The sequence below is a fragment of the Polyangiaceae bacterium genome (assembly GCA_020633205.1).
Classification (GTDB): Bacteria; Myxococcota_A; Polyangia; order Polyangiales; family Polyangiaceae; genus JAHBVY01.
The window spans coordinates 136,382-160,281 of the sequence record JACKEB010000015.1; the positions used below are offsets into that span (position 1 = coordinate 136,382).

General features: G+C 63.9%; 19 protein-coding genes. 7 read left to right on the forward strand and 12 right to left on the reverse strand.

The window, feature by feature from the left end:
* Complete coding sequence (locus tag H6718_23510; protein ID MCB9588396.1) at window positions 1-1,638, forward strand: GldG family protein; 1,638 nt, start codon at window positions 1-3, stop codon at window positions 1,636-1,638.
* A gap of 20 nt (window positions 1,639-1,658) precedes the next feature.
* Here H6718_23510 and H6718_23515 read toward each other — a convergent pair whose 3' ends face one another.
* The 4 genes from H6718_23515 to H6718_23530 form a co-directional block, all read right to left on the reverse strand.
* Complete coding sequence (locus H6718_23515; protein ID MCB9588397.1) at window positions 1,659-2,639, reverse strand: GlxA family transcriptional regulator; 981 nt, start codon at window positions 2,637-2,639, stop codon at window positions 1,659-1,661.
* Between the two features lie 94 nt (window positions 2,640-2,733).
* Window positions 2,734-3,957 (reverse strand): sulfotransferase, encoded by a 1,224-nt coding sequence (locus H6718_23520; protein MCB9588398.1) that lies wholly within the window; start codon window positions 3,955-3,957, stop codon window positions 2,734-2,736.
* Window positions 3,957-5,081 carry a DUF1214 domain-containing protein gene (locus H6718_23525; protein MCB9588399.1) on the reverse strand — a complete coding sequence of 375 codons (1,125 nt, stop codon included), beginning with the start codon at window positions 5,079-5,081 and terminating at the stop codon, window positions 3,957-3,959. Before H6718_23525 ends, H6718_23520 begins: the two co-directional genes overlap by 1 nt.
* Before the next feature lie 8 nt (window positions 5,082-5,089).
* Window positions 5,090-6,274 (reverse strand): SDR family NAD(P)-dependent oxidoreductase, encoded by a 1,185-nt coding sequence (locus tag H6718_23530; protein ID MCB9588400.1) that lies wholly within the window; start codon window positions 6,272-6,274, stop codon window positions 5,090-5,092.
* A 32-nt stretch (window positions 6,275-6,306) separates the two neighbouring features.
* Here H6718_23530 and H6718_23535 point away from each other — a divergent pair, with 32 nt between their 5' ends.
* On the forward strand, window positions 6,307-6,909 hold the full coding sequence (locus H6718_23535) for a TetR/AcrR family transcriptional regulator (GenBank protein ID MCB9588401.1): 603 nt from the start codon (window positions 6,307-6,309) through the stop codon (window positions 6,907-6,909).
* Between the two features lie 263 nt (window positions 6,910-7,172).
* Window positions 7,173-8,156 carry a protocatechuate 3,4-dioxygenase gene (locus H6718_23540; protein MCB9588402.1) on the forward strand — a complete coding sequence of 328 codons (984 nt, stop codon included), beginning with the start codon at window positions 7,173-7,175 and terminating at the stop codon, window positions 8,154-8,156.
* 90 nt (window positions 8,157-8,246) lie between these two features.
* On the opposite strand, the gene H6718_23545 is transcribed toward H6718_23540, so the two are convergent.
* The 8 genes from H6718_23545 to H6718_23580 form a co-directional block, all read right to left on the reverse strand.
* A complete protein-coding gene (locus H6718_23545) occupies window positions 8,247-8,930 on the reverse strand; it encodes a TetR/AcrR family transcriptional regulator (protein ID MCB9588403.1) in 684 nt (227 codons plus the stop codon).
* Entirely contained in the window at window positions 8,921-11,551 is a 2,631-nt protein-coding gene (locus tag H6718_23550; GenBank protein MCB9588404.1) for a hypothetical protein, read from the reverse strand. The genes H6718_23545 and H6718_23550 overlap by 10 nt, the downstream gene beginning before the upstream one ends.
* Window positions 11,551-12,468: a PEGA domain-containing protein gene (locus tag H6718_23555; GenBank protein MCB9588405.1), complete on the reverse strand. Its 918-nt coding sequence runs from the start codon at window positions 12,466-12,468 to the stop codon at window positions 11,551-11,553. Before H6718_23555 ends, H6718_23550 begins: the two co-directional genes overlap by 1 nt.
* A 7-nt stretch (window positions 12,469-12,475) precedes the next feature.
* Window positions 12,476-13,843, reverse strand: coding sequence for a protein kinase (locus tag H6718_23560; protein ID MCB9588406.1), 1,368 nt, complete (start codon window positions 13,841-13,843; stop codon window positions 12,476-12,478).
* A gap of 205 nt (window positions 13,844-14,048) precedes the next feature.
* Window positions 14,049-17,003 (reverse strand): choice-of-anchor L domain-containing protein, encoded by a 2,955-nt coding sequence (locus H6718_23565; GenBank protein ID MCB9588407.1) that lies wholly within the window; start codon window positions 17,001-17,003, stop codon window positions 14,049-14,051.
* A gap of 40 nt (window positions 17,004-17,043) precedes the next feature.
* Window positions 17,044-17,895: a hypothetical protein gene (locus tag H6718_23570; protein ID MCB9588408.1), complete on the reverse strand. Its 852-nt coding sequence runs from the start codon at window positions 17,893-17,895 to the stop codon at window positions 17,044-17,046.
* Window positions 17,896-17,903: 8 nt separating this feature from the next.
* On the reverse strand, window positions 17,904-18,539 hold the full coding sequence (locus H6718_23575) for a hypothetical protein (protein ID MCB9588409.1): 636 nt from the start codon (window positions 18,537-18,539) through the stop codon (window positions 17,904-17,906).
* A gap of 300 nt (window positions 18,540-18,839) precedes the next feature.
* The gene (locus H6718_23580; GenBank protein MCB9588410.1) at window positions 18,840-19,100 is read right to left on the reverse strand and encodes a hypothetical protein; all 261 of its coding nucleotides are present in this window, start codon (window positions 19,098-19,100) and stop codon (window positions 18,840-18,842) included.
* A 234-nt stretch (window positions 19,101-19,334) separates the two neighbouring features.
* On the opposite strand from H6718_23580, the gene H6718_23585 reads away from it, so the two are divergent.
* From H6718_23585 to H6718_23600, 4 genes are all read left to right on the forward strand, one after another.
* Entirely contained in the window at window positions 19,335-21,587 is a 2,253-nt protein-coding gene (locus H6718_23585; protein ID MCB9588411.1) for a PAS domain S-box protein, read from the forward strand.
* Complete coding sequence (locus tag H6718_23590) at window positions 21,584-22,003, forward strand: response regulator (GenBank protein MCB9588412.1); 420 nt, start codon at window positions 21,584-21,586, stop codon at window positions 22,001-22,003. Before H6718_23585 ends, H6718_23590 begins: the two co-directional genes overlap by 4 nt.
* A gap of 160 nt (window positions 22,004-22,163) precedes the next feature.
* Window positions 22,164-22,517: a carboxypeptidase regulatory-like domain-containing protein gene (locus H6718_23595; protein MCB9588413.1), complete on the forward strand. Its 354-nt coding sequence runs from the start codon at window positions 22,164-22,166 to the stop codon at window positions 22,515-22,517.
* 262 nt (window positions 22,518-22,779) lie between these two features.
* Complete coding sequence (locus H6718_23600) at window positions 22,780-23,784, forward strand: hypothetical protein (protein ID MCB9588414.1); 1,005 nt, start codon at window positions 22,780-22,782, stop codon at window positions 23,782-23,784.
* The last annotated feature ends 116 nt before the right edge of the window (window positions 23,785-23,900 follow it).

The following is a 23,900-nucleotide window of genomic DNA, read 5'->3' on the forward strand; positions in this document are numbered from 1 at the left end:
ATGGCGGACTCTCCCGAAGCCGAGCCTGGGCAGAAGGCACCCCAGTCCTTGCTGGAGCAACCGTCGAAGCTCGAGCAAAAGCCGGCGCCACGGCCTGCGCGCAAGAACCGTTTGCCCTACGTCATCGGGGTCTCGAGCATCGTGTTGTTGCTCGGCGGGTTCGCCAGCCTGTGGTTCTTTCGGAGCCCGCTGGACGTCACGGAGCAAGCTTGTGAGGACGGCACCCTCGAGCTCTTGAAGACCAGCGAGCACCCGGTCGAGGTCGCGTTGTTTGCGAGTCCAGAGCCTGCGCTGCTCGCTGAAAGCGCCGATCGGGTGGGACATGAGCTTGAGCGGCTCGCGGAGGGCTCTGGTGGCAAGCTCAAGTACACACGGGTCAACGTGAAGGATGACGTCACACGAGCTCAAGCCAGTTCCGAAGGGATACAGCAGGCGCTGCTTGGTCAGGCCTCGAGCGCGGGCACATCGCTCAACGCCGCGTACTTTGGTGTGGCGCTAAAGAGCGGCGATCAGCGCGCGACCATCCCTGCAATCGACCCCGAGCGGCCTCAGGATTTTCCCTATTGGTTTGCCAACCGCCTGCGCGAAGTCATCGCTCGCGCAGAGCAGCAGAGCTTCGGGATTGGCCTCGTCAGCAGCCCCGGAGGCGTGTCCCTGGAGGAGCCGTCGCTCTCCGCGAAGAGCGAGGGCAGCATGCTCAACCTGCTCGCGAGCGCGTTTCCTTACTATCGTTTTTCGCTCTTCACGCCCGATGAGCTCGACGCCACCAAGCTGGAGTCCGTCGATACACTCGTGGTCACTCAGCCCGGGCGCGATTTCACCAAGGCTGAGCTCGAGCGCATCGATGAGTTTCTCATGCGCGGTGACAAGAGCTTGGTCGTTCTGACAAGCGCCGTGAACATCCCCCCTGGCGACGGCACGATGAGCGTGACCTTGAGCCGCCACGGCCTGGAGCCACTGCTCGAGGGGTACGGCGTCGAGCTGAGTTCCGATCTCGTGGTCGATACCGCCCACGGCATGAAGCTCAAAGGGAGTCTGGTTGGGGGGGGAGAGATCCCGCCTGACCCGACGTTGATCGTCCTCGACAACATCCGCACGGAAGAAAAGAACCCGAGCCTCGTTAGCAGCTCCCCGCTCTTCCAGGGCGTCTCTCAGGTCACGCTGCCGTTTGCGTCCACGTTGGTGCTGCATCCAGACCAGCAGAAGAACACGACGTTCACGCCGCTCCTGTTCTCCAGTGAGCAGGCGCGCTCGGCGACCAAGGGCGGTATCTCGACTTACCCCGGAAAGCCGCTACCGGAGGAACTCAGCCCGCCAGAGCGGCGCACCCTTGCCGTCGCGATCGACGGCGACCTGAAGAGCGCCTTCAGTGAGAAGAGCGCCCGCGCCCGCGTGCTGGTCATTGCATCGTCTCAGCTGGTGACGAATCCGCTCGCCCGTGCCGGCAAGCCGGCAACGCCCGACGCGGCCAAGCAAGGCGGCGGCAGTGGTGATCCCACCCTCGCCGGCATCAGCCAGTACTACGACGGTTCCGCAGCCGCGAGCAGCCTGCTCCTGCGCAACATCCTGGACTGGTCCACCGAACCCAAATCAACGCGTAAGTGCGCGCTGTTGCTGCGCCGCAAGGCCAGCGACTGAGCGTCGAGCACTGCGATATGTCAAGCACTGCAGCGCAGATGAAAGCGCGCTCGGTATTCACGCGGTGTGGTGCCCAGGCGCTTCGAGAACGCACGACGTAGCGACTCGCTGCAGCCAAACCCCGCTGCGCTCGCCAGCTCTTCGATCGACTGTTCTGTGTCCTCGAGCAGCCTGCGCGCGACATCCAGACGTACGCTCTCGACGTAGGCAGCGGGTGTAACCCCCAGTTCACGCTGGAACACCCGCGCGAAGTGACGTGGGCTCATCGCTGCGCGGTGCGCGAGCGCAGGCACTGAGTGGTCCGCTGCCGGCTCCGCGAGGATCTGCTGCTGAAGTTCTCTCAGGCGCGGCCGCTCGCTGAACTGCGCCGCGAGCTGCGGACTGAACTGAGACTGACCACCGCTCCGCTGAACGTACATCACGAGTTGCCGTGCGGTATCGAGGGCCAGGTCGCGCCCCATATCCGCCTCCACCAGTGCCAGCGCCAGATCCATCCCGGCGGTGACTCCGGCCGACGTCCAAAAGCGCCCGTCATGGACGTAGATCTGATCGGGTTCCACCTGGACTTCGGGGTAGAGCTCGGAGAGCTTCGCACACCACTGCCAGTGGGTAGTCGCGCGGCGGCCATTCAGGAGTCCGAGCCTGGCCAAGACGAAGGTGCCCGTGCAGACGGATCCGACGCGCTTGGCCCGCCGCGTGAGTTCGAGCAGGGCTGGAAGCCAGCCTGTTTCTGTGCGGATTTTTCTCGAGCCAGCGCCGCCGCCGATCAGCAGGGTATGGAAGCTCTGTGAGTCCATGACGCTGCTGTCAGCCACCAGCTTGAGCCCGCTGCTACAGCGGATCGGCTTGCCATCTGGGCTCAGCAGGGACACATCGTAGCCCCCGCGACGACCCGCGAGCTCCGCCAGGCGAGTGGCGCTGGCGAACACCTCCAGTGGGCCAACCAGGTCCAGGCTCTGTGCGTCGTCGTACCCGACTAGCGCCACCCTCCGCCGCTGCATGTCTTCAGGGTAGCTGGGTCCCTCCTTGGCGCAATGTCAGTGTTCCCACACTTTCTGCCAACGCTGCTGCGCCCCTGGAGCGAGGCGTATTGCGCTAACCCTCGCTGGGAATTGTGTAGCGAGCGACGTAGTCCGCAAAGCGCTCCCGAGTGCCCGCCGTGGTGAGCCCGAAGTCTTCGAGTCGGTACTTGTGCACGCCGTGCTTGTTTTGCTGGTTGTGTCCCCGCGCCTGCTTAAGCTTCGCGCGGTCACTCTCGGTCCACTCGAGGCTTGCGAATGCGGAGATCCGCTCGAGCTCTGCCGCCGGATCGCGCATCAGCCCCTGGTAGTAGACGTCCAGGAAGTGCGGGGCTCCGTTCTGGTGTGCGTCGCGCACCTGGCTGCCACGAGTCACCATGCGCAGCGTCTTGCGCTCCCAGTCGCGACCGATTTCCGCCGCGTCGACCTGGTCGCTGAACACGGCGCGGCCATGCCAAATCATGCTGCAGAACGACGCCAGCGTGCGTGTCGGATCGCGGTGCGTCTGGATAATTTTTGCGTCCGGAAAAACCTCCAGCAGGGTGTCGAGCCACTCCAGGTGGTGAGGTGTCTTCAGCACCCAGCGCTCCTTCGGGTGTTGCCACTGCAGAGCCTTCAGCAGCCGTTCCAGGTAGCGGTACGCAGGCAGCTGATCGGCATTCTCCAGCCAACGTGAAAAGCTCGGTACACGCAGCGTCGCTTCGGCAACCGTGCTCCGGAACGAATAGTCCAGCAGCAGAACCTCTTCTTCGGGTGCCTCGGCCTCCACGGGGTGGATTGCGAAGAACGCGGGAGAGAGATAGCGCAGCGCGCGCTCGGCGAACTGCGCCTTCTGCAGGCGCCGATCGGTGCCGGGACTTGGAACGGGACTCAGCGCTTCCCAAGACGCGAGCCAGCGCAACTTGGGATGGGCTGCGAGCAAGCGGTGAAGCAACGTGGTGCCCGTCCGTTGCAAGCCTGCGATGATGATGGGCTCGCGGATCACCTGACGCTCGATCTCCGGGTGCTCGGCGTACAGCGCCTCCAAGCGCAGCCTGTTCTCAAGCACACCTGAGAGCCGCGCGCGAGTGATCAGCGCGCCGGTTGGGGTTAGGCAAGATTCCGTACGGATGCAATGGAGGAGTCGCTCCAACGGCTCGAGGAAGCTCTCGTCGCCAAAGTCTCGCAAGCCAGTGCGGCTCCGCGCGGCGTCGAGCAAGCGCCCGGCGTCAAAGCCGTGTTCGAGCCAGCGCGCGCCTGGACTTGCGATTCGGTTCAGCGCGGTGACGGCGCGCGGCCGCTCTGGCTTGGACGGCAGCATCAACGGCCTAGCTCCTGCGCCAGCTCTGAAAGGTCGACCACGCGAGTCTGGGGTTGTGGTGTCGACGCCGACCTGACCCAGCGGAAACACATCGTGCCGCGATCGTGGCCACAGGTGTTGATCCAGTTGGGACAGCCCGGGTCCGTGTGGGCAACCACGATGCGCACGCTGCCGTCGGCCTCGTACCGCGCTGTGTGCTTGTTCACGTGGATGGTGAAGTAGCGATAGTCGAGGGACTCCATCCAGTGATTGTTCAGCTGAAAGTTCCAGGCATCGCACTCCGGAACGGGCGTCTCGATCACCAGCGCCTGATGGGGCAGGAGCCTCCAGTAGGAGTGGTAGTAGGTGATGTTCGGATCACCTCCGAAGGCGCGGGACGTCTCGGCGCTGAACTCCGGCAGCTGGTTCGTGTGGGCTTGAAAGCCTTCGGCCCAGCTCGCGAACAACGCTGCCGCCCCGAGGACCAGCGCACTCGACTGACCGAGACCCTGATCGATGCGCTGGGGCGTGAGCAGGCCCGGTTGCGCGGGTTGATTCAAGAGACCGAGGTTCAGCTCGGCTGGCAGCTCGCGAACGTGATCGAGGAATGTCTGGCGAATGATCAGCGTGCCGGTCTCGGCGGTCATCGGCAGCCAGTTTCCAGCATGCTCTCGTTGGCTGATGATCAGCTCGAAGCTACCGTCCGGATCGAAGCGCATGTCCTTGGCCTCGATGAAACCCGTTGGCGGCATCCCGCCGCTCCGGCCGTAGTGCCCGACCTGGGTAGCGAAGGCGAGGTAGTGCACCGAACCACGATTGCCGCGAATGACGTAGTCCTGGTCGCTGCGCAGCGGCGCGTTGAAGTAGCGATTGTCTGGGTTGTCGGCGCCCATCTTCGCGGTTTCATGAACGACGCGTCCCAGGCTCGGCGCCATGGGATCCGAGTTCTCCACGAACGTCTCGAGCGCTGCGCGAAGCATGCGGCTGAGGTAGCGGTAGCCCTCTGCTCGGTCCAGAGAGCTGGACGGCGAGCTTTCCCGGGTGATGATGCTGCCCGCCAGCTTGAGCTGGTCGCAGAACTCATCCCACAGCGTGCCGTCCAGGACTCGCTGCTCGCTCTCTTCTTCGCTGCGTTCAATGAACATCGGAAACCTCAGCTGCGTAGGTAAAGGGGATCGATCGGGGGCACGGGGTGACCCAGCTTGGCGAGGAGTTCTTCCGTGGCCTGCCAGAGGGCACGTCCTGTGGCTGGATCCTCCGCCAGCTCGGACATGGGCTTGCATTCTTCCACGTGGAAATATCTTCCGGTTTCCCCCGCGAACTCGGGAGCGGTGCCCAGGGCGACCACCGGGCGAGCGGCGTCGCTCGGAGAGCGAAAGCCAAGGCGCATCACCAGATCCAGCGCGGGCCGCACCAGGCGTGGGGCTTCCCGCGCGATGCGTGAGTTCACCGGCCCAGGGCACAGTGCCCAAACGCTCACGGCTTCTGGATTCAGCAGCCTTGCGAGTTCCGCGGCGAATGTGCAGAGCAGCAGCTTGCTGTGTGCGTACTGGCGCATGCCTGTGAACGCTCCGAAATCGACCCACGCTCCGAGACGTTCGATCTCCAGAGCGGCCGCGCTGCGGTGCGCCTCGGATGAAACCACCACGACGCGCGTCTGAGCGCTCGGCAGCAGGCGTCGCGCCCCCAGCAGCTGCCGCATGAAGGCAAAAGTCGCTAGATAGTTCACCCCGAACATCGACTCGAGCCCTTGGTCGGTTGGGCGAGCGACCCGCGTCATCAGCCCGGCGTTCAACACGACTAGGCCAAGGGATTCGGGCTCGAGCTGCTTCACCACGGGCGCCAGCGTGGGCAAGTTCGCAAAATCTACCGGGAAAACCTCCAAGCGCTCACGCGAGTGGCCCACTGAGTCGCCCACTGAGTCGACAGCGCGCCGCGAGCGAAAGGACTTCGCCAAGTCTTCTGGGATGCGTGCGCCCCGCGTGGGGAGGTCGAGCGAAGCTCCCGCCTCAGCGAGCTGAACTGCGACCGCCTGGCCGAGGCCACTGGTTGCCCCAGTCACCAGACATCGCCCAGAAAAACCCGGTAGATCCGCCATTTCCGGCGTGTCGCTTGTGACCCCGCCTTGGGCGCGAAGCGCGCAACGCATGCGTGTGGTTAGCTCGGCAAACTCTGGTTCAGCTGGCGTGGCTCCTAACGCAGACTCTTCGGCTAGGCCGAGCCGCCGAAGCGCGCGTACCCCGGGGATGCGGTTACCTGCACTGCGCTTACCTGCAATGCGCTGATAAAGCCCGGCAAGCGTCGCGGAAATGGGGTTTGTGTGACTCGGCTTTAGCACTGGGCGCGCTCCGTGATACTCATGAAGACAGCGTGTCTCCTACCAGTGATCGAGTCCCTACGCGCATCCGCATCTTGGATGTTGCGGAGCAGGAGTTTGCCATTCGCGGCTATCGCGCCGCATCGCTCAGCGACATCGCCGATGGCGTTGGGATCCGCACTCCATCGCTCTACAAACACTTCGCGTCCAAGCAGGCGCTGTACGAAGCGGTGCTCGATCGCTTGATGCTGCCCTTTGCGGAAACTCTGAAAGAACTGATCAATCCGCCGAGGAGTGAAGAGGACGCGCAGACCAATGTCGTGACCATGTTTCGGATGTACGTGAAGCATCCGAACTACCCGCGCATTCTCGAGCACGCGACGTTGGCCGGTGGTGAAGAACTCGAGAGTGTGATCGCGCGCATGGCGCCGCTGCTGAACTTCTCTGTCGAGAACAGCCCTCGTCATGATTCCCTCGCAGCGAATATGGTGATGGCGTTCCACTACATGCTCGGTGGCTACGTGATTGCTGCGCCGCTGCTCAAGGGATGGACTGGGCGCGATCCGTTTTCTGAAGAGGCGATGGCGACCCAAGAGGAACTCTTGAAGTTGTTGTCGCGCGTCGCCTGGCAAACTGTCGGCGTCCCCACAGAGTAGGCGAGTTCGCTCAGCGGTTTCCGCGGGGTAACGCTGTCGACGGCAGAGCTGCGACGAGACGGCGTGCGACAGTACCCCCACTCTGTAGGCTAGTATCAGTTAGCTATGGGCTGGGCAACGGCGTCAGTGCCGTAGTCGCCGGGTATCCGTTTTCAGCGGATCACTTTTCGTGTGTGGGCCTTAACGCTGACGTGGGTTTGGCTGTCTAGGTGCCTAGCGACGCCTCCCCAGGCGCTCCTCCCCCCAAACCCCCTTTGAGGCTTATGCAGAAAAAGACGAATCAACCGGGCAAGTTGGCGAGTATCAGTCGGCGCAACACTCTGTGGGTGCTCGGTGCTGGAATCGCGGTCGCTGCGTGTAGCTCGGATTCCAACTCCAGCGATGGCACCGGCGGTACTAGTGGCGCCGGAGGCAGCGGAGGCGCGGGCGGCTCTGGAGGAAGTGGCGGGAGCGCTGGTGGCGAAGCCGGTACGGCCGGCACCGGAGGTGAGGGGGGCAGTGGCGGGACTACCTCGACCACGGGCTGGGGCAGCGGCGGCACTGCCGGCATGACGGACAAGGCGAACTACCCGAATCCGTTCGCTGACGCGCCGAGCTCTTGCAACTTGATCTGCTCCACCACCGAGGGCCCTTGCACCACGGAAACGACCATCGAACGCGTCGATGTGAGTGAAGGCTACCCGGGGATCCCGATGCGCATCGCGATGCGCTTCGTGGACGCGAGCTGCAACCCGATCAGCGGCGCCTGGGTGCAGATCTGGCATACGAAGATCACGGGCGTCTACTCCGGTGTCACTCCGAGCGGTTCGTTCTGCTATGGCGACGAACCCGAGGCTGAACAGGAGATGTATTTCCGCGGTTCCCAGACGACAGACAGTGATGGCGTCGTCTATTTCGATAGCTGCTTCCCCGGTTGGTACTCGAGCCGTGCGGTGCACGTGCACTTCGAGGTGCGGGTGAACAACAGTAGCTACGTTGTCTCGCAGCTCTTGTGGGAGGACGAGCTGGTCGACGACATCTTCACCAACCACGCGGACTACAAAGAGTTCGGCATCCCCAACGTGCACCTCGACGATGACAACGTGGTTGGGGGGGAGAGCGACAAGTCGCCCTATCTGTACGACGTCCAGAAGATGTCGGACGGCGCGATGCTCGTCTCCAAGACCATCACCATCCAGAGCGGTGGTCCCGGTTGCTCCGCTTCAGGAGGCGGTGGTGGCGGAATGGGAGGACCTCCCGGAGGCTGAGCCACGCCATGGCGCAAACAGCGCGCGCCAACTGAAGATAGCAGGCCCGCTGAAGACAGCGGGCCCTTGCAATTTCCCGGAGGTAATGTGCTAGCTGGCTTCAGAGCCAGCCGGCGCTTCCGGATCCGGTGGCGCGTCCTCTGCCTGGGAGCGGATCACTCCCAGGCAGAACTCCTGCCACTTGCGGCGCATGGTCGTGCTGTTCTTGAGTTCTGGGACCATCGCGCCCGCGATGGAAATCCCCGAGATGAACGCAGCGGCGCTCTTGGAGTCTTCGGGGAGGTTTGCTCCTGAACGCGAAGCGAGCTTCTTCAGGCGGCCAATCACTTCGAGAGCATCAGCGCGCAGCTCCTCGAGGTGTGGACTCAAGAAGAGCTTGCGCGCGTTCTCGGACTCCGGAAACAGCAACGCGAAGGCGGATGGACGGTGTTGGGACAGGCGGACCGGAACATCGAGCGCCTCGCTCAAGCCCGGCGCCGCCGCGACGCGCTCGGTGAGCTCGTCGATCGCCTCCGCCGCCAGACTCAGCACGAGCATCTCGAGGGACTCGAAGTAGCCGTAGATCGTCGCGCGCCCAAGCTCAGCCTTCGCCGCGACCTTCTCCACCGAGAAGCGCGCCCAGCCTTGCTCTTCTGCGACCTCCCAGCCGGCTTTGAGGATCGCGGCACGCCGCGCCTCGCGCTCCCGCTCCCGACGTTCGTCGATGCCCATGCCTCGATTGGACTGCTTTGCGGCCCAACTCGTCAAGCGATGGCGCCAAGCACTCACGGGCATGGGACCCCCTGAGGCAGGCAGAGCAGGTTCGAGCCAAGGACGCAGCAGGTGGGGCTGCTGCCGCCACACTCCCAACAGCCGCTGGCATACTGGAATGGTTGGCAGGTTCCGGCGCTGCACACCTCGCCGCTGTCGCAGCGATTCCCACAAGCGCCACAGTGTTGGTTGCTATGCATCGTGTCCACGCAGTCCCCTCCACAATCCGTTTTGCCGCTCGAGCAAGAGAACTTGCAGCTCCCGGCCTGGCAGCGGTTTCCCAGGCCGAGCAATCCGCAGCCGCTATTGCAGCTGCCACAGTTGTCTGCGTCCGTGTTCTTGTCGACGCACACTCCGCCGCACTTGACGAGTCCCGGAGCGCACTCGTCGGCTTGGCAGCTACCGCTCTGACAGCGTTCGCCGTCGCCACAGCGGGTGCTGCATGAGCCGCACGCGCCCGGGTCTGTTTGCTTGTCAACGCAGCCCTTGCCCGCACCGAAGCTGCACAGATCCGGCGTTGCAGCGCTACAGCTCAGGCTGCAGCTGCTTGTCGTGCACACTGGTTGTCCGGTGCCACTTCCTGAAATCGGTTCCGCGCAATCGTTTCCGCACATGCCGCAGTTGTCAGGATTCGTGCTGGTGTTGACGCACTGTCCGCTGCAGTCCGTCTGACCACTGGGGCAGTCCATCACGCAAGCACCGGAGACGCACACCATGCCGTTGCCGCACTGCTTGCCACAGGTGCCGCAGTTGTTCGGGTCGCTGTTCAAGCTCACACAGCTGTTGCCGCACTGGCTGTAACCGGAGTCGCAGGCGACGCCGCAGGCTCCTGCTTGACAGGTGCGCGAACCGTGGCTCACGCTGGGGCACACGTTGCCGCACGCGCCACAGTTGTCGGGGTCGCCCTGGGCTGGCACACACTGGTCGCTGCAGCGCACGTAGCCTGCGCCGCAGCTGAAGTCACAGCTGCCGGTGTTGCAGCTCGGCGTTCCGTTGCTGGGCGCGGTGCACTCGATGTTGCAGCCACCGCAGTTGTTCGGATCGCTGCTCGTGTTGACGCAAGAGCCGTCGCAGTCCGTCGTCGGAGAGGTGCAGTCCGTCTCACAAGAGCCTGAGAGGCAGACTTCGTCAGTTCCGCAGGCCTTGGTACACGAGCCGCAGAAGAGCTTGTTCGTGTTGAGGTTCACGCACTGTCCGTTGCACTCGGTGAGGCCGGGGCCGCACTGGAAGTCGCAAATGCCCGCGTTGCAGACCGCGGTTGCTCCCGACGGCGCTGTGCAGCGATTGCCGCACGCTCCACAGTTGTCCACGTCGCTGTCCAAGGCTCGGCACTGACCGCCGCAGGGGCTGTAGCCCGTCGCGCAGTCGAAGGCGCACATGCCATCGGAGCACACCGCGCTGCCGTGTGCGGGCTCCGGGCAGGCGACGTCGCAGCCCGCGCAGTTTGCCGGATCGGTCTTGGTATCGGTGCACTGGCCTCCACAGTTGGTACTAGTCCCGGGACACGTGTCCGTGCATTTCCCCGCGGAGCAAACCTGATTCGAGGCGCAGGCGATGCCGCAGCCGCCGCAGTGCAGGGGGTCGCTGTCGATTGCAATGCAAGCGCTTCCGCAGCGGACGTAGCCTGGGTCACATGAGAAGCCGCAGCTCCCGGCGCTGCAGGAGGCGCTCCCGTGCGCCGGTTTCACGCAGCTGTTGCCGCAGGCGCCGCAGTTCGCGGCGTCGTCGTCGGTGTCTACACATTGACCGTTGCACTCGGTGTAACCCGTGCGGCAGGTGAAGTCGCAGCTCTGCGCCGTGCACGTTGCGTCGGCGTGGTTTGGTGCGTTGCAAGCTTGATTGCAGCTCCCGCAGTGTCCTGGGTTCGAATCCACGTCGACGCAGGACTGGCCGCACTGGGTGTAGCCGCCCGGGCAGCTGTCCGTGCAGCCAGTGGGGCCGCAGACTTGTGATTCGGAGCATGCGGTGCCGCAGCCCCCACAGTTCTGCGGGTCCGAGCTGGTGTCGACGCACAGGCCGCTACAGTCCGTACGGCCCGTTCCACACTGGCTGCCACAGACACCTGCGTTGCACGCCGCTTCGCCACCCGTTACCGCGGGGCAAAGCTTTCCACAGGCGTTGCAGTTGCCGGGGTCTGCCTTGAGGTCGACGCATTCGTCTCCGCAGCGCGTCAGCCCGCTGTCGCAGCTGAAGTCGCAGCGGCCCTGAGCACACGTCGGCACCGCGCCAGGCGGTGCTGTGCAGGGCGTGTTGCAAGCGCCGCAGTGCTCCGGGTTCAGCATCGGGTTGACGCACTCGCCGTTGCAGCTTTGCTGATTCGTCGGGCAACCCCCGGTTCCCGCGCTGCCTGAGCTTCCCGCGGCGCCGCCGTCACCCGCGTTGCCTGCTACGCCGCCGACGCCCGCGCTGCCTCCGGCCTGTGTGCCTCCGCTCCCGCCGTTCCCCGAGGAACCGCCCGCGGAGGTGCCTTCTCGCACGCAGCGGTTGTCCGCGTCGCAGGTGTACCCCGGCGCGCACGCTTGGTTCGAGTCACAGGGGAAGCCCGCGCCATCTGGGTCGAGGTTTGAGGAGCAAGCGCTCAGTACGAGCGCGCTACACCACAAGAGGAGTTGCCAGGCTTTCCGCGCTGCAGGGGCTTGAGTCATCAGAAGTGCCCTCCAGCGAACGCGGCACACTGCCCAGGGAGGCAGGCGAAGCCGACCTTCGTGTCGCTCTTCTTGCTCAGGTCAAGGTACAGCAACACGCCGCTCGTCACCGCCGCCACCGCGCCGAGTCCAAGGAAGACTCGAGAGGTCGTCTGACGACTCTCCATGCTGGAGTAAGCGTCTTGATAGGCCAGCTGGGTGTCAGCGTTCTCGGCGTCGCTCTCGGCTCCTTGGCGTGAGAGTTCGAAAACCAGCGACGTGGCGAGGGCCGCTGTCGTGACTCCGAGGGCTGTCCAGGTCCACACGGAGATCGTCGGGGCTGCTCCCGCGTCAGCTGTCTGGGGTGAGGGCGGGGCCGGAGTTGCCTCGTTTTCTGCCTGCAGCGTCACGTCCATGTCCTGAGCGCGGTCCGGACCTAGCAGGAGCTCACGCTCGTAGCTCGCGTAGCCTTTCTGTTCCACGCGGATACGGTGCCTGCCTGGGGGTAGCTCTCCGGTCCAGGGTGAGTTGCCCACGGCCGTTCCGTCGACGAACACTGCTGCTCCAACCGGCTGAGCGAAGACGCTCAGCTGCTGTAGGCCTCGGGCCTGGAGGCGCTTCTCCAAATTGCGGATCCGCGTCTCGATCACGGCGCGGTCGTCGTCGCTTGGCCCTTCGCGCAAGAAGTCTCGATAAGCACGCAGCGCATTCGATGTGTCACCCAAGCGCTCGTACGCCTGGGCGATGTTGTAGAGCAGGATCGGCTTCGGATCTTCCGCGTACGCCTTGCTGAAGCCATCGATAGCCTCCTCATAGCGCGCCTCCTTGTAAGCCTCAGCGCCGCGTTCGAAGTGAGCTTTGGCCTCTTCGGGTCCGGCAAGAACTGAACTCGAACTGAGCATGACGATGGTGAGCAAGGCTGTTTTCAGGTGGCGCATTGCCATCTCACTTGACGCCTCTGAGCTCGGGAAGCTCATAGTTGGGGTCCGGCGTCGGTTGAGGGTTGTGGGTAGCTGGCGTTTTCGAGGTCGGTGACGGCTGAGTGTTACCGTAAGGAATAGAATGGTTCGGGTGGGTTGGTGCTGCAGTCGGGGCTACACTGACTGACGCGGCTGGCGTTGGTTCGGGTGCTTCGCTGGTATCCACAGCAGGAGTGATTTCAGGACCTGCGTGTTGGTGGATTGGGGGAGGAGCGCTGGTTGCCGGCCGTGCTACCTCTGCTGGCGCAGTGGGCTTGGATAGCCACAGCACCAAGGCGACTGAGGCGCAGGCGACGAGCAACGCAACCGCGACTAGCTTCGGCCACCCGGGAGCCGCCGCGGGAGCGGCCGGGCGCTGAGTCTCCGTTTTCGCCAGCGCCGTACGGGGCAGCACGCCGGCCGCCACGTCGAGCGCGGTGAGGACCGCTGCTGCGTCTTTGAAGCGCTCAGCTGGCTTTTTTCGCAGGAGCTTGAGCACCAGCGCATCAAGTTCCTCGGGGATATGCGCGTCTGGGGTCCTCTCCCGTAGTGATTGTGGCGGAACCGCGATGTGGTCCCATAACGCCTTCATCACTTCCTTGGTTTCGAAGGGGGCCGTGCCGGTGAGCATCTCGTACATCACGCAGCCCAGGGCGTAGAGGTCACTGCGAGCGCCCAGCGTTAGGCCCATCGCTTGCTCTGGGCTCATGTAGGCAGGGGTCCCAAAGATGATTCCGCGCATGGTCTGGACGGTGTGCTTCTCGCCGATGCCGCGTAGGGTCTGCTTCAGTCGCGCGCTGTCTTGGGCGCTCAGGCTGATGCGACGCGCGACACCGAAGTCGATCACCTTGATGTGCTCGAGGCCGTCGTCACCCGGGACCAAGAAGATGTTTGCCGGCTTCAAGTCGCGGTGGATGTAACCATGCTCGTGGACTGCCTTGAGCACACTGACCAGCTCGCGGGAGAGTCGCAGCGCCTCCGCGATGGGCATCGCACCCGCGCGCAGTTTGTCGTCGAGTGTTGCCCCACGGAGATACTCGATGGCGATGAACGCAGTGCGCCCCACGACGCCGCAGTCGTAGACCTGCGCCAGGCCTGGGTGATGCACGCCCGCGACCAAGCGCGCCTCCCTCAGCATGCGTCCGCGCTGATCGTCCTCGTCCTTCTCCGGGAGCTGAATCAGCTTGAGCGCGACTTCGCGCTGCACCCCGAGCTGGGTCGCGCGGCGGACCTGGCTGGTCGCGCCGCGGCCGATGACCTCGTGGATCGAGAAGCGATCGGCAAGCCGCTCCAGATCGGCTGAGTTGTCATCGAACGGGACCCCCGCGGGTGCTGGATCGGACGAGTGGCTCACCCGCTCAACATGGGCGTCGGCGGGAATACGGCGTGAGCGTTTGTTTCCGACGCCCTCGTCGGACTACTTGTTTTTGGCTGGATTCGCGATTTCGTCAGGCAACGGGGGTGTTTGCCTCCCCCCAAAAAAGGAGGTGGGGCGGGCCGCCCGTGCTGCGCCGAACTCCAGCTTTCACAGCGTGGGGGAAGGCGGGTTTCGGGTCAAGTCATTCACCAGGTTCGCAGGCGAACTCCAGGTTCCAGCTATGAAGCTGAGGAGCGTCCAGAGCGTCGGTCGTCGGGACCAGGCGACTGCGGATGCGTACGAAGGGATTCTGGCGTGAGACGCCAAGGGCCGACAGCACTGCGTCGACGACGAGGGATCCGTTTTGCGTATCGCGGCCAGAGTAGTTGGCTCTCGCAGCGGCTGCTGAGCCGGCGAGCGCCGAAGGACCAGGGGGATTGGTAAACTTCAATGGATACTCGGTGGCGCTCGCGAGTCCGGCGGCGGTCGTTGCTGACTTGACGTAGAACTCGATCTTCGAGTCGCCTGGTGTCGTGGATGTCCACGACCAGTGCCCCCAGCGCACCTTGAAGCCCGGTTGGCAGACCGTGGAGGTGTCGTAGTCGCGAGTGAAGTTGCCTTCAGTGAAGGTCGTGATCGGCGTCGGGGGAGGCACGGGTTGCGTCTGAACCGAGGCTGCCTGTGTTGACCAACGGAAGTTGTCGAGCAACACCGTGGAGTCCCAGTCGTCGTCCCCGGTATCCCAGATCATGTAGCGCAGGGTGATCGTCTCACCCGCGACGACCGGCGCGGTAGTCGTGAGGTACGCCGTAGCGCCACCACAGACTCGCGATAGCCCCGACCAGGTGCACGAGCCGTCGAAACCCGTACCACTCAGCACCGAGTGTGTTGTCGTGGTCGGGCTGCCTGGAACATCGAAGAAGCCGATGTTCACGGAAACGGGGTTGTTGCTCGTGTCGAAGGAGATGTTCTTGTTCGCCGGGATGCCCGGCGCGGTTCCATCGTAGAGCGCGATGTACGTGTCGTTGAACTGCGTGCACACCCACTCGGGGTATTCGCTGCTGAAGAAGCGGAAGTCATAGGCAAACGACTTCGCGTTCGTTGGAGCGCGGATGGTGAGCTGGAGGCCACACGAGTCGTACGCAGCTTGTCCGGCAGCGCAACCAGGACCGTTGTTGGGAAAGCCTGCAGGAGGATTCACGCGGCCGCCGGGCGAGTTGTAGCTTGAGACCTGTCCGTTGGGGTTCACGTATCCGGGATCGTTCGTGTCGCGGGCAGTACCCGAGGAGAAGACCGCCATGTTCGCACCGCGACTCGGCACGTTGTTCAGGCCGAAGCGATTGGTGATCGCCCGCTGGAGATCGTCGGTACACGCAGAGCCATCCGCCTTAATCAGCGTCGCGTCGATCACACCCCAGGTCTTCGCGCTGCCCGTGGCGCTGGTAGTCGTCGAGCGACACAGGTCGATCGCCTTGGCGTAGTTCAACGCGTTCGAGCCGCTGAAAGGCAGGCCCACGTCACATCCCGATGGCTCGTCATCTGCGACACCGCTGCAGTCTTCGTCCTGCCCGTTGCCCGGGACATCGAACGCGCCAGGGTTCACTTGGGGATCGCAGTCGCGGCAATCACCCTGGGAGTACGAGTAGCCGTCGCCGTCGTGGTCGATGTTGTCTTGCCAGCACAGTGTGCATTGACCCGCGCCGTTGGTGGCGCACTCGTTTCCGCATGTGGTCTCGATCATGCTGACGCAGGTGGCGTCCCATGCGCTGGTGCAGCACGAGGGGCGGGCTGCGCAGATGGCCTGCACACAGCCCCGCGGCGGCGTCGTGCAGACTCCGGCGACACACGACGGTGATCCGCAGCAGCTCCCGGAGCCACCACAGGAACCCCCTTCGTTGGAGCAAGCCGTCGGCGCACCGTCGGTGATGATGGTGACGTCGTCGATGCTCCAGCCACCGCGGTTCTGAGAGGCATCAGTCGTGAGGCGCCAGCGCATGCGGAACTGCGTGCTCCGATAGCTCGAGAGATCGTAAGTCTGAGTCTCCCATGCGCGGTTTGTACCGGTGGAAGAGAAGAGCTGGGTCCAGTTGGTTCCGCCGTCGGTCGAGACGTAGAACCGCGCATAGTCGTAGCCGCTCTCGAAGTCGCGCCAGCTGCGGAATGTGAGCGTGATAGGGCCGGTACCCTGAGTGGTGTTCAGGATGGGACTCAGCATCGAGTCATCGCGGTTGCTCTGGTACTGACCGTTGACGATGGTCCCCGCGACTCTTCGGTCGCTGCCGCTCGAGGTGTCGTTCGTGGGGTCGTTCGCGCTGTTGCTGTTGGCAGCGCCCAGCTGCCAGTTGCCAGACAGCGACCAACCCGTCGCGGTCGTGAACCCCTCGCTCATCAGCGTGAGCTGGGGTGCTGCGGGCTCAATGCATTTCCCTGCGGTACATGACAGCCCATAGCAACAGGGGTTGTTGATGTCGCAGGCGGTATTCTTCGCTGAGCACGCCGGCGGGATCCCCGATTCATCGCAGGCGGATGCCAGTTTATTGCCCGCTTGGCATGGGTGGTGCGCGCAGCTGCCGAGGCTACCTCCGCTGCATACTGGGTTGCCACCCGTGGTGCCGCTCGCGCCGGGAAGTGTGATGCCTGTGTCTGTCGCCGTGGTTCCGGCGCCCGGATCGCCCAGACCGGAGGGCGTATCTGGGAAGTTCTGACAATAGGGATTGCAGGGGTCGGTGCACGGCGTGGCGGGGCCAAGACCGAGCGTTCGCTTGGGGTCTCCGCCGGGCAAGAGCCGCACGGAATTGTTGATGATGCACTCGCCCCACTCGCCGTCCGGGTTACACGCGCGATCGCCATCGCCACACACGCGTTGGCCTGCGACCTCGCTCAGGGTTTCTCCGCAGGCCACACGCTGTCCTGGTTCACCGCAAGGGCAGCCCGCGTGAGGGGTGGCGCACTGGTCCATGGAACACGCGCCGACGTCGGGATCTCCGTCGTCGCAGTCAGGTCCAGCGGCACAGCCCAGGCCAAAGCCGTCGCCGTCGGCGTCCGTGCATAGCCGACCGTCGGAGCCTCCGCCGCCCGCATAGGGTAAGCCCTCGTCTCCGCAGGCGCTGATAACCAGTAGGCAGAGCGCGGTGATACCTGACAGACGTGACCACATGCCTGATGTAGGGGCGTTGTGCATGTTTGAAACCGTTGCCTCAGGGCAGCGCCTCGAAGTCGAAGTCGGTGGTGGCAGCCTGGAACACGGCGCGGACGTTCCAGGTCGTGGTCGTGCCGCCTGCCAGCGTCCCGACCGTGGTCTTTCCGCTCGGCAGGTCGAGCTCGACCGCGCCTTCGGAGTCAGGGATGACCGCGGAAAGGGTCGCATCCAGCACACTGCAGGCGTTGCTGGTCTTCGCCACGAGCTCGACGTTTTCGAGCCGAATGCGTGTGTTCTCTCCCAGCGCTAGCCAAGCTTCCTTGGCCGGCTCCGTCGTGTTGAACCCGCCAAACTGGAGTGCCAGGTCGACGGGCTCAGGCACGAATCCTTGAGGAAACGTTTGGTTGAAGCCGTCGAGTTCCGTCGCACCAATCCACGCGTCGCCAATTGCCTCACTTGGCTTGAACCGGGCAACGACACTGATCGGCTTGGACGCTGGGTCGTACAGCAGACGGGAGAGCGCAAGTCCGAGTTCGGGTGGCGTAGGGGAAACGAACGCCATGCCTCCCGCAAGGAATGCTCGCTGTTCTTCACACGCGGTGTCGGTTGGAACGAGCTCGCCACCCGAGCCGCCTACCGCGGCCCCTCCGCTCGCATCTCCAGCGGTCCCCGTGTGGATCCCGCCACTTCCTGAGTTGCCGCTTCCGCCACTGCTACTCCCCGCGTTGGCGCTACCACCTCGCGATGCGGAACCGCCTTGCGTACTGCCACCTTGAACACTGCCGCCTTCCGCGCCAGCTCCTCCGTTGCCGCCAAATGCGGTCGCCTGGGGCTTGTCTTTTGACGAGCAGCCGACCAACAGCGCCAAAGCGCCCAAACAGGTGAATAGCGGTGGACGCGCGGACTTCATGACGTTCCTTATTCGAGTGGCACCGCGGAGAAGCTCAAGCTCACCTGGCGGTCCTCTGGTTTGCCGATCAGATCACCGAAGCGGACCTCGTCGCCTGCGACGGTGAACCATCTCACTTCGTCGTTCTCTTCTCTGATCGAGCCGCGCACGTCGACTTGACTAAGCTCCTCGCAGTCGCCCGTGTGATCCGCGCGGGTCGTCACCTCGCTGACCGCGAGAGTCACCGTCCGGGAGCTCGCGTCGACGATCTCGACCACCAGCTGCTTCTGGGCGTTCATGCTCCAGAAACTGGTCGATCCATGGTGCATGGGAACCCACTGGCTGCTCGACGCGTCCCCGCCGCCGCTAACCTGGAGTTTCCAATTGCAGCCTTTGTCGATCCGGTCTCGCAGGTCGAACGTCACAGAATCGAACAGCGGCTGAAGGGCAACAGCCACCCGAGGCGAGGCGACCACCCCGATGGGGTCAGACCGCCACGCACGTTCGCGCTCACAGGTCTTTTCCTTGTGGCTTATTTGGGGGGGAGGAGCGTCGGTCTGCGCACCCGCGTCCTCTTCCGAAGACATGTCTGCGTACCCACCCACGTGACCGCCATCACTGCCGCAGGCAGTGCAACCCACCAGCAGCAAGACGGCGAAACGCATCGTTTACCGCTTTGCACGGGACGTGCCCGAGTTCCGGCGCGATCTTCGCAAAGCGCCTGAGCATGCCGGTTCATAATTTCGTCGAAAACCGCCCACAGCCCGATTGAAACTATCCCCCGGATAGCGCCGCACGCCTCACATTAGCGGGCGCTGTAAGGGCGATGAATTTGCACAGGCACCGCGCTAGTTCTGCGCGGCGTCTGCGCGCGATTCCGGGGGGAACTAGCTACCAACACGGTGCGATGTGCGCTGCTGTCGGGAGCGCGCTCAGCTTCGCCGACACGGAACCCGAGAAGGGAGCTACGGCGCGTGGAGCGTGACGCCGCAGCGGTAGAAGGTGCTCGAGACGTCGGTGGCTTGTGAAGCGGCGCTGACTGTCAGCCGCACCTGCTTGGTTCCAGCCGGGATCGCCAGGTTGTCGATACGGCTCTCGGTGCTCGAGCTTTCGCTCTGGCTGGTGCCTCCGGGAATGGCTTGCCCGTCTTGATCCGTCAAGGTGAAGCTGAGCCCGCGGAGGCCGGAGCCAGAGCGCTCTGCTCCGCAGACAATGTCCGCCTGCACTCCGTCGACGACGATGTCGAACTGGAAGGCGTCGACGTCAGTTGCCGCTCAGGGGAGCCCCGTACTGCGCTACATCTGAGGCGCTCCCTGCCGCTATTATTTCCTGAAGGAAAATAAAGAATATTTCTTCGGGGAATTTGTGGGGGCTTTGGGTCGGGACTCTGACGGGTTTGGAGTTTCTGTAGTTTGTCGCCATCTGGCATTCAGCGAGCGGAGCCGCTAGGCTCGCGGCTCGTGTTGGCTCCCGGTCCTCGTCAAGCGCAACGCTCCCGGTTTGGCTTTGCCAATCGGCTGTTCGTCGCGCTCGCGGCGCTGATGCTAGGCGTCGCCGGGCTACTTGCTTGGACCATCGACCGAGAGCTGGCCGGAGACTTGGTCTCCGTTGACCTCGAGCGCCAGCTGAGCAGCGCTGAGCGGCTAGCTGAGCTACTGGACCGACCGGCCGTCAGGGCGCGGGGAGATACACTGGCTGCGGCGCAGGGCGTCCCGGTTCGCGAGTTCTTGGAGGCAGAGGACGAGGGGTCCGAGGGGCTGCGTGCCGCGATTGAGCGGGCTTTCTTGGAGCGGCTCAAGACGGAGCCAAACTACCTGCAGCTGCGAGTGTTGGACGCCGCCGGCCGCGAACGCATTCGCGTGGAACGTACGGTCGAGCACGGTACCGTGCGGATATTGAAGGATGGCGAGCTCCAGGACAAATCGAGCCGGGACTACTTCACACGGGGCATGCAAGTTTCCGATGGCGAGGTCTACACTTCCCCGCTTGAACTGAACCGCGAGCATGGGAAGGTAGAGGTCCCGCACAAGCCGGTGGTCCGCACCGCCACGCCCATCTACTCGGCGGGGCGCGCCCTGGGCGTGGTGATTCTCAACGTGGACTTGCGTCCGACGTTGCGCGAGCTGAGGAGCGCGGTGCCCGCCGGGGACAAGGCCTACGTCGTGAGCGCAGCCGGGTACTTCATCCTGCACCCGGACGCCGAGCACGAGTTTGCCAAGGACCTCGGCGGTACTGCGACATTGAAGCAGGAGTTTCCTCAGCTGGGCGCGCTCACCCCCGAGAAGCCGCATGTGGGACTCGAGCACCCCGAGCTTGGCGCGGTTGCCGTCGTGCCCCTGCACTTCGCCGCCACCGAGCGGCTGACGGTGATTACCATTCGTCCGTCCGTTGGCTCCAGCGTTGCCACCGCAGTCAGGGCCGGGGTGTGGCCCGCCGTGGCGCTGGGATTGGTCGCGGCGCTGATCATCGCCTTCCTTCTGGCGCGGGCGATCGCGCGGCCGCTCGAACAAGTCACTCAAGCGGTCGCGGCGTTTCCGCAGGAAGCTGGCAGTAGCCTGCCGACAGCCCGAACTGACGAACTCGGGACGCTCGCTCGAACCTTCGAGGGGATGCGCGAGGAAGTGTTGGGACGGGAGGCTGCCCTCGAGCTGGAGCAAGCGCGCTTTCGGCGCCTCTTCGATGAGGCTCCTGGTGCCCTGCTCCTGATTGGAGCGGAAGATCGCGTCCAGCTCGCCAATAGACTCGCGGCGCGACTGGTCGGGGAGCCTGTCGAAGCCTTGGTCGGCGCCGACGTGACTGCGTTGTTTCCGGAGCGTCAGCGACGGAGCGTGCGAGATTGCTTGGCGCGATTTCGCGAGCACAAGCGGGGCGAGCCTCTGGATCTCGCGGTGACCCACGCCGGGAATGAAATCGACGTGGAGATGAACCTGGGGAGCGTCGCTGCGGAAGATGACGATGCCGTGTTGATGATCCTGATTGATGTATCCCGGAGGAATCAAATCGAGGCTGACCTGAAGCGCAGCAACCAGGAACTCGAACAGTTCGCCTACGTTGCCTCGCATGATCTCCAGGAGCCGCTGCGCATGGTCGCTAGCTATACCGAGCTCCTTGCGCGTCGCTACCAGGGCAAGCTCGACGAGAAGGCGGATCAGTACATCCACTTCGCGTCCGATGGTGCCAGACGCATGCAGGCGCTGATCGTGGACTTGCTGGAGTTTTCTAGAGTCGAGACTGAGGGCAAGCCGCTCCAACCGGTCCGGACTCAGGACGTGGTCGAGGAGGTGCTTGAGTCGCTGGCGGTGAGTATCCGTGAGACCCGCGCTGAGGTCAGCGTTGGCGAGCTGCCCGAGGTGCAGGGCGACGCGGGGCAGCTACGCCAGGTGTTCCAGAACCTGATCGTGAACGCGCTGAAGTTTGCCAAAGACGGGGAGCCGCCGCGGATTCGCATCGCAGCCAAGCGCAAACCTCGGTTCTGGGAATTCGAAGTCACGGACCAGGGGATCGGGATCCCGCCTCAGCACGCGGAGCGCATCTTTAAGATGTTCCAGCGCTTGCACTCCCGGGACGCGTATCCCGGTAGCGGAATCGGGCTGGCAATCACCAGGCGGATCATCGAGCGACACCAAGGCCGCATCTGGCTCGAGCCTCGGGAAGAGGGCTGCACCTTTCGCTTTACGCTCCGGCCCACTGAGCGAGACAATGAGCCGGAGTGAACATCTTACTGGTGGAAGACAACGCTGCGGATGTCGAGCTCTCCCGAGAGGTGCTTGATAGCAGTCCCCGTACCGTCGAGCTGTCGGTCGCTCCAGACGGTGCAGCGGCGCTCGAGTATCTAGAGGAGCGGTTAGAGGGTGGACGCCTGCCGGATTTGATCCTGCTCGACCTCAACATGCCGCGCCTGGACGGTAGGGGTCTCCTCGAGCGACTCAAGGCGGAGCCCACATTGAAACGCATCCCGGTCGTGGTGTTCACCTCTTCGACCGCCGCCCAAGACGTACTCGCGAGCTATGAACTTGGAGCGAGCTGCTACGTCGTGAAGCCGCTGGGCTTTGAAGAGTTTCAGCAAGCGATGCGCAGCGTAGAAGACTTCTGGATGAATGTGGTGAAGCTGCCGCCGGTCCACGCGTAACTGCAGGACGAAGCTGGACGACGGCTCGGGCGGGCACGTGGCAGAAACGCTGCGCCTCCCCCCCCAAAAAAAAAGAAAGCATCCCTTTGCTCGTTGCCGTTTCCGCGGGGTCGCTGTGGGTTTCGCGAGTGGATCTCGAGCGCGCTGCTAAGCTTACGGTATGCGTTCGGCCAACGCTTCGGGGCTGCTGCTGTTAGGTCTATTGGCGTTTGCGCTAGGTTGCGATCCGCTGTGCATTCCCCGAACCGGCGTGCGCATTCAGGATGAGAGCGGCGAGCCGATTGCCGGAGCGCACATGGAGGTCATTGGCATCTGTTGCGAGGACCAGATCGAGCCGCATTGTCAGGCCACCTCGAACGCCCAGGGCGTTGCGGCGACACCCCTGCCAGGCGGACACACCTGTACGTTGATCATCAGTGCTGAGGGCTATCAAACTCAGGAACACAGCATCGCGACGACGTGTCAAGGGGACGAATTCATCGACGATGTCACCCTCTCCGCGAACCCGCCCTGAATGTGTTGCAGCGGGAACCGTTTGCGGATCGCCTGCGGCGAAGTGATCCACGCGGATTCAAACGCCGCACCTCACCCCAAACCCAACCTTCCTCCGATTCTGCTCGCTTTCCTCACTTGGTTCCTCTTACCACCGAGTGATTCTTGTTTTGGGCGGGAGGCGCTGCGTCGAGCTAGCGATCTCGCTAGCTTGCCTCGTCTCTGGGTGGCTTTGTTCCCCTCGTATTGGGGACGCAAGGGGACCGGTGCTAAGGTTGTGAACCATGTACTCCTCGAGATTCCTCGCGGTAGTGGCGATCAGCTGCGGGTGCGGGGTCGTCGCTTGTGGAAGCGTCAGCGACGCCTCGCTGAACGATAGCCGTGCGGGGTCGGGCGGCGTCGGTGGAACAGACGCGGATCCGGCTGGCGGCAGCGGTGGTATCGGCGGCACATCAGGCGTCGCCGGAACGGCGGGAACCAACCAGGAGCCCTGGGAGGCCTTCCTCGATTCCGTGATGGACGACTACTGCAGCGCGATGACGCCGTGTTGCGCCGCTGCCGGTGTTGCGACCAATCCGATGTGCGGCACCCAGCGAGGGGCGGCGAAGGAACGCTTCGCCAACTTGATCGCGAGAGGTAGCGTTCAGTTTGATCCGAGCGGAACCGAGGCTTGCCTGGCGGCGCTCCAGATGAGCTACACGGACTGCGCCCCGAACACGTTCAGCACCATTGACGAGCGCTTCTGTCCTGAGGTCTTTGTGCCCCAAGTGCCCGTCGGCGCCCCATGCGACGATAGTTTCGAGTGCCAGACGCTCCCAGGAGACGACCTGGCGAAGTGTTTGGGGTCGCAGTGCTTCAGCGGTAAAGCTTCCGCAGCGCTCGGCGACCCCTGCAATTACACCTGCCTTCCCGTAGCGCCCGGTATGACGCAGTGTATCGGTACGATCCACCGCACCGGTGCAGGGCAGTGCGCCTACGCCGACGGCCTCGCGTGTGGCGTCGACGGTGTGTGCGTAGGGCTGCTTGGAGAAGGGGAGCGCGAGTGTGGCAACTTCGGCTGCGAAGAGAACCTGCAATGCGTCGGCGGGACCTGCATACCAAAGCTCCCCACCGGCTCGACCTGCTCCTTCGATCGAGAATGCATCGAAGGTGACTGGTGTAGTTCCGGGACCTGTGCCGAACGGAAGCAAGTCGGGGAAGCGTGCACAGACGGTACCAGCATGTGCTATTGCTCCTTGGGGACCTGTCGTGAGCCGGAGTATGCGGCCTGGGGCTTGTTGTGCAACTAGCGCTCTGCATGCCTCGCGCGTTTACGCGAGGAAACGCGCCGCTGTGAGCATCACTTGGTTGCGTAGACCTTCAAGCGTCCCCGAATTTTGGGTCCAGATCGCAGTACACGCACTCA